The sequence below is a fragment of the Frankia sp. CcWB2 genome (assembly GCF_977927585.1).
In genome coordinates this window covers 6,811-16,278 of record NZ_CDWRCM010000038.1, presented here as the reverse complement: position 1 = coordinate 16,278, position 9,468 = coordinate 6,811, and the positions used below count along the sequence as shown (strand labels likewise).

Sequence of the window (9,468 nt, the reverse complement as noted above, 5' to 3'; positions counted from 1 at the left end):
GTCTTCGGCACCCGCCCGGTCACCGTGATCCTCGTCCGCGACAACGCCGGCCGTGCCGGCACCCACGACCTGGCACTCGTCACCACCGACACCCTCACCAGACCCGCCGACCTCGTCACCCGCTACGCCGCCCGCTGGTCGATCGAAGTCGCCATCGAAGACGCCAAACAGCTCATCGGCGTCGGCCAGGCCCGCAACCGGAAAGCCCACGCCGTCGAACGCACCGTGCCGTTCGGACTGGCCTGCCAAACCCTCGCGACCTGCTGGTACGCCACCGCCAGCCACCACCCCGACGACGCCACCGACCACCGCGACCGCGCACCCTGGTACACCACCAAGACCCGCCCCTCCACCGCTGACATCCTCGCCAAGCTCCGCCGCGTCCTCATCGCCGCCAAATATCAGGCCACACACCCCGAGCAGCCGACACCAGCAGAAATCCACACCCTCCGGCTGGCCTGGGAGACCGACGCCGCATAACTACGAAAGTCGAGATTCTAGGAAAATACCGGCAATAAATGAAGTGGAATCACGCTCCACTAGTTCGGCTAACAGGTCGCCCCAGCCACGACTCGAACCCCACAGCGGGCAGGCAACATCATCTATCGAGTCAAACGCATGTTCCGAACCTCTGGTGGGTCCGGACGCCCGCTACGCCACTGAACGAGGGATGACGCGGACGTCGAGGTCGGCGTCGAGAGCCTCGGCGAGCCGTTCCAGCACAGGCAGCGTCGGTACGGTGCCACCGGCCTCGAACCGCGCCACCGCCGACTGCGTCATGCCCGCCGCGCGGGCCAGTTCGACCTGACTCCAGGCACGCCGCTGGCGCAGCTCCCGCACCGACCTACCCAGCTCAAAGGCCAGCCTGGCCGCCTGGTAGGCCTCGCGCGCGCCCGGCTCGCCCATCCGGCGTTCCCTCAGCCCCACCCAGTCCGCCCGCTCAGCCATCGCCGTCATCCCCCTCATTCTCACCCGCCGTGTGCGACCCTGTCAGGCAGCGCGCCAGCGCGCCTCGCCCTGGATCCCTCGGCGACCTCCCTCATCCGCAACTTGGCAAACACCGTCAGAAGCACCACCCTCCGACCCGGCGCGATCCAGTAGGTCACCCGGATCGCCCGGCCCTCCAGATGAAACCGCAGCTCCCGCAGCTTGCCGTCGAGCTGCCGCGTGTACGGCTCACCCAGCAACGGACCCTGCTCGGCGAGCAGATCCACGTAGAAAGCAGCCGTCGCGAAATGCGCGGTCGGCAGCCGTTCCAGCCAGTCCCGAACTTCCGGTTCCAGCTCGACGGTACCCCAGGTCATAGCGTTGACGCTATAGCCGCGCGGCTGCGGTCCACCCGTCAGGACCGACACGGCCACCTGCCAGACCACGACACGCCGTGCACCAGCCCCACGGAATCATCTCCTGCGATACAGGAGACCCGAAGGTGGAGCTCGGCTCCCGGGGTGGGCTGAGCCCTCGATCGTCAATCGGTGCCCCTGAACGTGATCCACATCGATGTATGGCCCGGAAGCCGATCTCAGCGCCGGAATACCGACCAAAATACCGCGACAAAACATCTGACGGTCGACCCCGACGCACGTGCATCGCCTGGCCCCATCGGACTGGCATTCGCACGGCAGAGGTGATGATCCGCGAGCCACACCAGCGCACCGGGTTCCCCGAGGGTCGGACGCTGCCCCTCGCCTCGGACACGGAGCCTGCGCGCGATAGCCCGAGGCCCGGTGGCGCGGCGTCGGCGCCTCATCCTGGCATCGATCACGCAAGAAGCGACTCGGCGCGGCCCGGGTCCAGGATCATCACCACAGGAGTAATCGGCCGGCAATCAGGATGCTACACAATGCATGGATCACGCGCTGCGCGGCAAGAGACGCCTTTCCACGTACCGCCTTGCGCACCGCGGCGTCCTTCAGGACCGGCTTGGCGTTGTTGAATCCGAGCGTGTAGCCGACTCCGGGGATCGTGTACGACTGCAGCCGCACCGGCGCGCCTTTCAGCGCGGCCTCCTCCGCGCGGCCGATCCGGCCGATAGCGTTGACCTGTCCCGACCGCAGGCTGCCGGTCCCGTACTCCGGACTACGGGGAGGTCCCGCCGGGACCTCGGGTCGAGCCGGCGGCTACGACGTCGGGAAGTACGACGTCGGGAAGTACGTCAGGAGGACGGCTCGTACGCCCGGAGGAAGGTGTCCACCGCGGACCGGGACAGCCCGCGCATCTCCTCCGGAGGAAGGTCGCGGGTGCCCATCCGGCTCCGGGTCTCCACAGGGCCGACGAGCAGCGCGAGAAACTGCTCGGCGGCCTCGGCGGGGTCACAGCGGCGGAGCCCCCCGGTGAGAGACAACCGGGCGAACCGGTCGGCCAACGCCTCACCGAGCTGGACGGACGTCCGCCCCTGGACGGTGTCGATCAGGTCGGGGAAGCGAGCGGCCTGGCCGTAGGTCAGCCAACGCAGCGCCCGGGAACGATGGCCGCAGCACACCTCGAGCATCCGCGCCGCGGTCTCCTCCAGGGCCGCTCGCAGGTCGTCCCCGGGATCGCGGAGCCGGTCGAGAGCGGCGAGGTTCTCCGCCAGCGCCGCCGCCGCCGCGGCCGCCATCGTCTGGCGGAACAGGTGCTCCTTGTCCTCCAGGTGGCTGTAGACCGTCGTCTTGGCGACGTTCGCCTCGTCGGCGATCTCCTTCACGCTCGTCTGCTCGTAACCCCGGCGCGCGAAGACGTCGAAGGCGGCATCGAGGATCGCCGCCCGTTTGTCGATGCGCCCACGCGACAACGCCCGCTCGACCGGCGGGGCCGCGCCGGCGAACGTAGCCCGGCTGGTCACCATGTTCGCCTGGTCACGAGATCCGGCTGGTCACCGTGTCGCCGGCCGACGGGCGCCTGCGGTGCGCTCATCGGTTCATCGTAACGTCGTCGGCGCGTCGTCCGCCGGGCCGGCGGGATCCGGTGGGATCCCGCCGGGATCCGGCGGAACGCCAGCCCGGTGACGCGGGCTCAGCGTGGTGCGGGGCGGCCGGGGCCCGGCGAGGCGCCCGTGGCGACCAGGCCGGCGGCCGGGGTGATGAGACGGTCCGCGATGAGCCACTGGCCCCCCTCGCAGCGGTAGACGTCCTCGACGAGCCCGATGGTGGTCCAGTCCGCTGGCCGGGGCCGCCCTCCGAAGTCCCGGGTCGCGGCCCAGTGCCAGACGGTCGCGTAGCCCGTGAGCCGGGGCTGGCCGCCGCTCCAGTCGATGTCGGGGGGCGCGCTGGTGTGGGCGATCGTGGGCCCGGACAACCGATGGTGGCCGCCGGCGGCGAGCATGAAGCCGACGAACTCGTCACGGCTGGCGAAGCGCTGCGGTGGGCCGGGCATGATCCGGTACTCGATGCGCGCGTCGCGGGTGAAGCACTGCCGGCCGAGCAGCTCGAACTCACTGAGGTCGGTGAGGCGGAAGAAGCGGAAGTGCGTCCCGAGGATGGCCCGCTCCGCCTCGAGGCGGCCGAGCCGGTCAAGGGCGGTCGTCATGATGTTCGGCTCCGTCCCGTCACAGCGCGATCGGCGGCGGCGAGCCGGTGGCGACCAGCCCCGCGACCGGGGTCACCCGGCGCCGGGCTATGAGCCAGCGGCCGCCCTCCTGGCGGTAGGCGTCCTCGACCAGGCCGACCGCGGTCCAGTCCGCGGGACGCAGCTCGCCCAGCCGGGCGTTGGCGGTGAACCAGTGCCAGTCCGTGGTGTAGGCGGACAGCCGCGGCTCGCCGTTGTCGTCCCAGTCGACGACGGTGAGGCCGGGAACGTGCGCGACCATCTCGGTCCGTGCCGCGAACTCGGTGAGCAGGTAGCGCGTGATCTCGTCCCGGCCGCGCAGCCGGCGCGGGCCCGGCAGGTGGTGGTCGAGCTCGGCGTCCGGGGTGAGGCACTCCGCCGCGACACGCTCGTACTGCCGGGTGCCCAGGAGCCGGAAGAACCGCGTGAAGGTCCGCAGGATCTCCCGTTCGGCGTCCAGCCGCGCGAGCCGGGCGTCCGTGTCGTCGGACGCGATCAGGTCGGGAAGTGTCACGTTCGGTGGCCTTTCGGTGTCAACGTTCTGCCGGACATGCTCAGCCGACCTCCATCGGCAGGTCGGCCCGCGCGGCCCACTCGATGATCGAGCCGTCGTAGACGGATCGCCGTCACGCACGCCCGGCCTCACACACGCTCGGCCCCGCCGACCGCCAGCACCCGGGAGCCGAGCCGGTCCGACAGCCGCCCGGCCAGTGGCATGACCAGCGCCGAGCCGAGCCCGAACGGCGCCAGCAGCAGGGCGGCCGCCACGACGCTGGCGCCGAACGCGGGGCGGTCGAACAGGCGCAGGTCGATCAGCGGTGGCGTGCCACGGGGGCGAAGGACGTGCGCGGCGTAGCCGCCGAGCAGAGCCGCGGCGATCATGCGGCGCAGTACGGGATCGAGCCGGTCCTGGGGCACCCGCGCCATCAGGCCTCTCCACTCGGTCGGATTCCATAGACAGAGATACGACCTCGGAGGTCGGCAAAAGCATATCATGAAGTCCTGGAGGCCGAACTCATGAGTATGGAACACACGACTCATGGGATTAGCTGGTTCTCGGCCGCGACGCTCACCAGCTCACGGGCAGCGACCTCACTCCGAAGACCAGCGCGTCCGGCCGGTACTCGATCTCCTCGAATTCGACGTCTGGAGGTGGGTGAGCCGCCGCCGGTCCAGGCGTTGGCGGCCAGCGCGCAGATCGTTCGCACCTTCGTGGAGGACTACCACGAGCAGGTGGAGGAGCGGTATGTCTTTCCCTCTGGAGCAAGCCGGCCGTCTGACGGCTTCGCCGACGTCGTCACCCAGGTCGCCGCGGCCGAAAAGAAGCTCGGCATCTACGAGCTGTCCCAGTTCACCCCGCGCGGATAGCCCGCCATCACGGTCACCGTGACCGGTCGTCTGCCTCGGGGCAGCTCACCGGAGCAGGAGAAGGGAGGCAAAGATGCCGGACGTCGTCAGGGCGCTCAAGGCGGACGGGCCGGCGGAGACGATTCTGATCCGGCTGCTCGTCGGCGCGGTGTTTGTGCCCGAGGGCATCCAGAAGTTCCTGTTCCCGGACAAGCTCGGCCCGGGCCGCTTCGACAAGATCGGTATTCCGGCGCCCGGGTTCTTCGCCTACTTCGACGGAACCATCGAGATCGTCTGTGGCTGTCTGCTGTTGGCCGGCCTGCTTACCCGGCTGGCATGCCTGCCGCTGCTGGTCGACATCTGCCTCGCGATCGTCCTGACCAAGCTACGCGAGCTGCAACCGGCCGGTTTCCTCGGCGTGTCAGGTTTCTGGGGGATGGCGCACGACGCCCGCACCGACTGGTCGATGCTCCTCGGCCTGCTCTTCCTCCTGATCGGCGGACCGGGACGGTATTCCCTCGACGCCCTGCTCGCTCGCCACCTCACCGGCCGCCGTCCAGCCTCGCCGTGAGGCGTTTCGGTGTCCGGTAACCGCGGACCAGCCGGGCTGCGCTGACTGGTCCGCGGGGCGGTGGCGGACCCGGTCAGCGGGCGGGTGGTGGGGGCAGTGCGGTGTCGGGTAGCAGGGTAGCGATGAGGACATGGACGTCGGTGCGGCTGTGCAGCGCGCTATCTGCGTAGTGACGGGTCAGCGCGGCGGCCTGGTCAGGCACGGTGCACAGCACCAGCGCGACCACTGCCGCGTCGAACGCCGCGCTGAGGCGCGGGTAGACCCGGGCGAAGATGGGGTGAGACACGGCGGGCACGGTTCCTCCTGAAGGGCGGGCAGGGTGAGGGTGCCCGCGCGGGCCGCCGGCCACGGCGGCTGCTGCGGCTGCTGCGGCTGCTGGCGGACGTTGTCCGGTCAGCGCGGCCCCGGCCCGGACCGCGCCTCGTCGCGGTCAGTGTGCTGTCTCTCGTTGTGCTGTCTGTCGTCGCGGCTGGGCAGCGGGGGTATGCGTCTCATACATCCGGACGGCGACTACGAGGCCGGACGCCGCGGTGAGGGCGGTGACGGTCCAGATCGCGGCGGGGATGCCGGCGAGGTCGGCGATCGCTCCGGCGAGCAGCGCCCCGATGGCGAAGCCGCTGTCGCGCCAGAGGCGGTAGACGCCGACGGCGCGGGCGCGCCAGGCGGGGTGGGCGACGTCGCCGACGGCGGCCAGCAGGGTGGGGTAGACCATGGCGGTGCCGGCGCCGAGCAGGACGGCGGCCACCGCCCAGACGGTGAAGCTATGTCCGGCGGCGACCACGGCAAGTGCGCAGGCTTGGATGCCCATGCCCGCGATGATGAGTCGTTTGCGGCCGATGCGGTCCGACAGCGCGCCGGTGGCGAGTTGCCCGACTCCCCAGACGGCGGGGTAGAGGGCGGCGAGGATGCCGATGCGGGTCAGTGACAGCCCGGCGGTGGTGAACAGGATGGGGAACAGGCCCCAGGCGAGGCCGTCGTTGAGGTTGTTGACCATTCCGGCCTGGCTGACCGCGGACAGCGCAGGTTCGGTGAAGCTGGTCTGGGTGAAGATCCGCCGGGGGGTGAGCCCGCCGTGGAGGTGGTCGTGCATCCCGTCCGGGCGGGCGTGGTGGCCGGCGGCTTCAGCGCGGGCGTGTCCCTGGGTCTCGCGGACGGCGAGGGTGGACAGGCCCAGGCCGAGGGCAGCGTAGACGATCCCGACCAGGAACGGGGCGGGGCGCAGCCCGTGGTGGGCTGCCAGGTAGCCGGTGGCCAGGGCGGTAACCGCGACGGCGAGGTAACCGGCGGCCTCGTTGAATCCCATCGCCAGCCCGCGCCGCGCCGGCCCGACCAGGTCGATCTTCATGATGACGGTCGTGGACCAGGTCAGCCCCTGGCTTACCCCGAGCAGCACGTTCGCCGCGACCACCCAGCCCCAGGTGGGCGCCCAGATCAGCAGCAGCGGCACGGGCGCGGCGACCACCCAGCCGGTCACCAGGACCGGTTTGCGGCCGTACCGGTCCGACAGCGCGCCGGCCAGGTAGTTGGTGGCGGCCTTCGTGGCTCCGAACGCGACGATGTAGGTCAGCGCGGCGGTGTAGGCGGTCAGGCCGAAGGTGTTCTCAGCGAGCAGGGGCAGGACGGTGCGTTCCTGGCCGAGCATCCCGCCGACGAGGACGCCGAGGTCGCGGCGGCCGGCGCGCAGGAGGAGGCTGGCGGCGCCCATGGCGCGTTCCCCGTGCCCGCACATCACGACCGTCGGCCCCGCAGGCAGGATGGCGGGCAGATCATCCACTCTGGCTGGCAGGTCGCCGAGCTCGACGTGGATGGCGCCGGGCAGGTGCCCGGCGGTGAACTCTGCGTGCTGGCGGCTGTCGAGGACGTGCGCTGTGCCGAGCCGACCGGGCTGGACCAGGGGGATGGTGGCGGTCGGGTGGCCGGCCGCCGTCCATGCGTCGAGGCCGCCGGCCAGATTGTCGTAGCCGATCTTCAGCGCCTGCCAGAGGATCTCTGCCGGGTCCTGGTCGGCGTTGCGGATGACGATGATCGGCCGGTCGTGCGGCGCAAGCCAGCCCAGCCAACTGGCGAACGCCGGCCGCAGCGGGATCGACAGTGCTCCGGGGATGTGACCGGCTGCGACGTCGGGCAGCGGGCGCACGTCGAGTAGTTCGGCTCCTTCGCCCAGCAGCGCCCGGACCTGGGACACGTCCAGGCAGGCCAGCGCAGGCGGCGCGTCGAGAACGGCGGGGCCACGGCGGTTGGCATCGCCGAGGCGCAGGAAGTAGGGCGGGAAGCTACCGAGCGAGCCCAGCAGCGCGGCGACGAACGCGTCCTCGCTGCCGGCGTGCAGCAGCGGGTTGGTGGCCTTCTCCCGGCCGATTGTCGTGGTCCGCTCCGCGCCCGGCGGCGCGGAGCAGAACGATCCGGCGCCATGGGTGGGCCACACCGCGACGTCGTCGCCGAGGTCCAGCAGTCGCTGCAACGAGGCGTACTGGGCGCGGGCGAGCGCCTCGGTCCGGTCCGGCGCGACCAGGTCGATGCGGGCCGCCGCCCCCACCAGCAGCGACCCGCCGGTGAACACTCCGAGCGACCTGTCGCCGTCGAACAGGACGAACGCCAGATGCTCCGCCGTGTGACCCGGTGTGGCCACCGCATGCAGCCGCAGCCCACCGAGGTCGACGTCGTCGGCGTCCCGCAGCCCGATGTGGGGGAACGTGCGGTTGCCGGCGGCTGAGGCCAGGATGCGGGCCCCGTCGTCGGCGGCGAGCTGGCGGGCGCCGGACAGGAAGTCGGCGTGCAGGTGCGTGTCGGCGACGAACGCGACACGCAGCCCGCGGGCGTCGGCGGCGGCCCGCAGCGTGCGCAGGTCCCGGCTCGGGTCCACCACCAGCGCCCGGCCGTCACCCAGTTCGACCAGGTAGGTCGAATTCCCCAGCCCCTCGTCGACGAGGGGAACCAGCCCTGCCCCGACCTCGATCGCTGCCATGCCGACCTCCCGAGCAGCTCCGCGGCAGCATGCCGCCACCCCGGTTATACAGTAATCCAGAGATTACTGGAATATAGTCCGTGGGAGTCCGCTGTGGGTGATCGGGACCGCAAAGCCGCGCTCTACGAGCAGTTCGCCCGGGTGGGTAAGGCACTGGCCAGCGGCAAGCGGCTGGAGCTACTCGACCTGCTCGCCCAGGGCGAACGCAGCGTCGACGCCCTCGCCCGCGCCGCCGGCCTCGGCCTGACCACCGCTTCAGCGCACCTTCAGACGCTGCGCCAAGCGGGCCTGGTCACCACCCGCCGTGACGGCACCCGCATCCACTACTCACTGGCCGGCGACGACGTCGCCGCCCTCTACACCCACCTGCGCTCGGTCGCCCACGCCCACCTCGCCGACGTGGACGCGGCCCGCATCGCCTACCTCGGCGTGACGGGCGCGGCCGACGGCGGCGAACCGGTACAGGAGGTCACCCGCGACGACCTGCTCGAACAGGTACGCACAGGCCGGACCGTCGTCCTCGACGTCCGCCCGACCGAGGAGTACCTCCAGGGCCACATTCCCGGCGCGCTGGGCATCCCGCTGGAGGAGCTGACCGACCGGCTCGACGAGATCCCCGCCGACGCGGCGATCGTGGCCTACTGCCGTGGCGCGTACTGCGTGCTAGCCCACGACGCCGTCCGCTTCCTGCACGCCCAGAGACGCACCGCGGCACGCTTGGCCGACGGCATGCTGGAATGGCGCCTCGCCGGCCTCCCCGTCCAGACGGCCGCAGCATAGAACCCGGCGAAGTGTCCCTCCGCGCCGCGCTCTGAATGCGACAAGCCTGGGGTGACTCGGGATCGGGGAAGAGCCCGGCGCGCTGACCTACCGGGACTGCCGTCCCCACGGCTTGTCCGCCTGGCCCCTCCTCCCGGTCCCCGGCGACGGCGCGATGGTGGCGTGCGATGAACGCCGGGGTGGACGCGACGTAGGCCGACCAGCGGTCACCGAACCCGCGGCGACCTCTCGGTCCTCGCCCCAGGCCCTGCGTGGATGGTCAGTGCGTCGTCGGCTCGGC

Annotated in this window: 11 protein-coding genes and 3 pseudogenes; 4 read left to right on the top strand and 10 right to left on the bottom strand. The window is 71.1% G+C overall.

Annotation, left to right across the window (positions count from 1 at the left end):
* Positions 1-480, top strand: a pseudogene (locus tag ACY45C_RS06340) (hypothetical protein); the annotation flags it as partial.
* A gap of 171 nt (positions 481-651) precedes the next feature.
* Here ACY45C_RS06340 and ACY45C_RS06335 read toward each other — a convergent pair.
* From ACY45C_RS06335 to ACY45C_RS06305, 7 genes are all read right to left on the bottom strand, one after another.
* Positions 652-948, bottom strand: coding sequence for a helix-turn-helix domain-containing protein (locus ACY45C_RS06335; RefSeq protein ID WP_462186725.1), 297 nt, complete (start codon positions 946-948; stop codon positions 652-654).
* Between the two features lie 20 nt (positions 949-968).
* Positions 969-1,304, bottom strand: a complete 336-nt coding sequence (locus ACY45C_RS06330) for a type II toxin-antitoxin system RelE/ParE family toxin (RefSeq protein WP_462186713.1) — start codon at positions 1,302-1,304, stop codon at positions 969-971.
* A 498-nt stretch (positions 1,305-1,802) separates the two neighbouring features.
* On the bottom strand, positions 1,803-1,985 hold the full coding sequence (locus ACY45C_RS06325) for a hypothetical protein (RefSeq protein WP_462186712.1): 183 nt from the start codon (positions 1,983-1,985) through the stop codon (positions 1,803-1,805).
* Between the two features lie 170 nt (positions 1,986-2,155).
* Positions 2,156-2,827 carry a TetR/AcrR family transcriptional regulator gene (locus ACY45C_RS06320; protein WP_462186711.1) on the bottom strand — a complete coding sequence of 224 codons (672 nt, stop codon included), beginning with the start codon at positions 2,825-2,827 and terminating at the stop codon, positions 2,156-2,158.
* A gap of 167 nt (positions 2,828-2,994) precedes the next feature.
* Positions 2,995-3,507 (bottom strand): nuclear transport factor 2 family protein, encoded by a 513-nt coding sequence (locus ACY45C_RS06315; protein ID WP_462186710.1) that lies wholly within the window; start codon positions 3,505-3,507, stop codon positions 2,995-2,997.
* Between the two features lie 19 nt (positions 3,508-3,526).
* The gene (locus ACY45C_RS06310; protein WP_462186709.1) at positions 3,527-4,039 is read right to left on the bottom strand and encodes a nuclear transport factor 2 family protein; all 513 of its coding nucleotides are present in this window, start codon (positions 4,037-4,039) and stop codon (positions 3,527-3,529) included.
* Between the two features lie 128 nt (positions 4,040-4,167).
* Entirely contained in the window at positions 4,168-4,452 is a 285-nt protein-coding gene (locus tag ACY45C_RS06305) for a hypothetical protein (RefSeq protein WP_462186708.1), read from the bottom strand.
* Positions 4,453-4,662: 210 nt separating this feature from the next.
* Between ACY45C_RS06305 and ACY45C_RS06300 the strand changes: the two are divergent.
* Both ACY45C_RS06300 and ACY45C_RS06295 read left to right on the top strand, forming a co-directional pair.
* Positions 4,663-4,807: pseudogene (locus tag ACY45C_RS06300) on the top strand (hemerythrin domain-containing protein); the annotation flags it as partial.
* 159 nt (positions 4,808-4,966) lie between these two features.
* Positions 4,967-5,443 carry a DoxX family protein gene (locus ACY45C_RS06295; RefSeq protein WP_462186707.1) on the top strand — a complete coding sequence of 159 codons (477 nt, stop codon included), beginning with the start codon at positions 4,967-4,969 and terminating at the stop codon, positions 5,441-5,443.
* A gap of 73 nt (positions 5,444-5,516) precedes the next feature.
* Here ACY45C_RS06295 and ACY45C_RS06290 read toward each other — a convergent pair whose 3' ends face one another.
* The 3 genes and pseudogenes from ACY45C_RS06290 to ACY45C_RS06280 form a co-directional block, all read right to left on the bottom strand.
* Positions 5,517-5,738, bottom strand: coding sequence for a hypothetical protein (locus ACY45C_RS06290; RefSeq protein WP_462186706.1), 222 nt, complete (start codon positions 5,736-5,738; stop codon positions 5,517-5,519).
* A gap of 135 nt (positions 5,739-5,873) precedes the next feature.
* On the bottom strand, positions 5,874-7,337 hold the full coding sequence (locus ACY45C_RS06285; protein WP_462186724.1) for an MFS transporter: 1,464 nt from the start codon (positions 7,335-7,337) through the stop codon (positions 5,874-5,876).
* A 39-nt stretch (positions 7,338-7,376) separates the two neighbouring features.
* Positions 7,377-8,408: pseudogene (locus ACY45C_RS06280) on the bottom strand (MBL fold metallo-hydrolase); the annotation flags it as partial.
* Between the two features lie 93 nt (positions 8,409-8,501).
* On the opposite strand from ACY45C_RS06280, the gene ACY45C_RS06275 reads away from it, so the two are divergent.
* The gene (locus ACY45C_RS06275) at positions 8,502-9,188 is read left to right on the top strand and encodes an ArsR/SmtB family transcription factor (protein WP_462186705.1); all 687 of its coding nucleotides are present in this window, start codon (positions 8,502-8,504) and stop codon (positions 9,186-9,188) included.
* Positions 9,189-9,468: the final 280 nt, after the last annotated feature.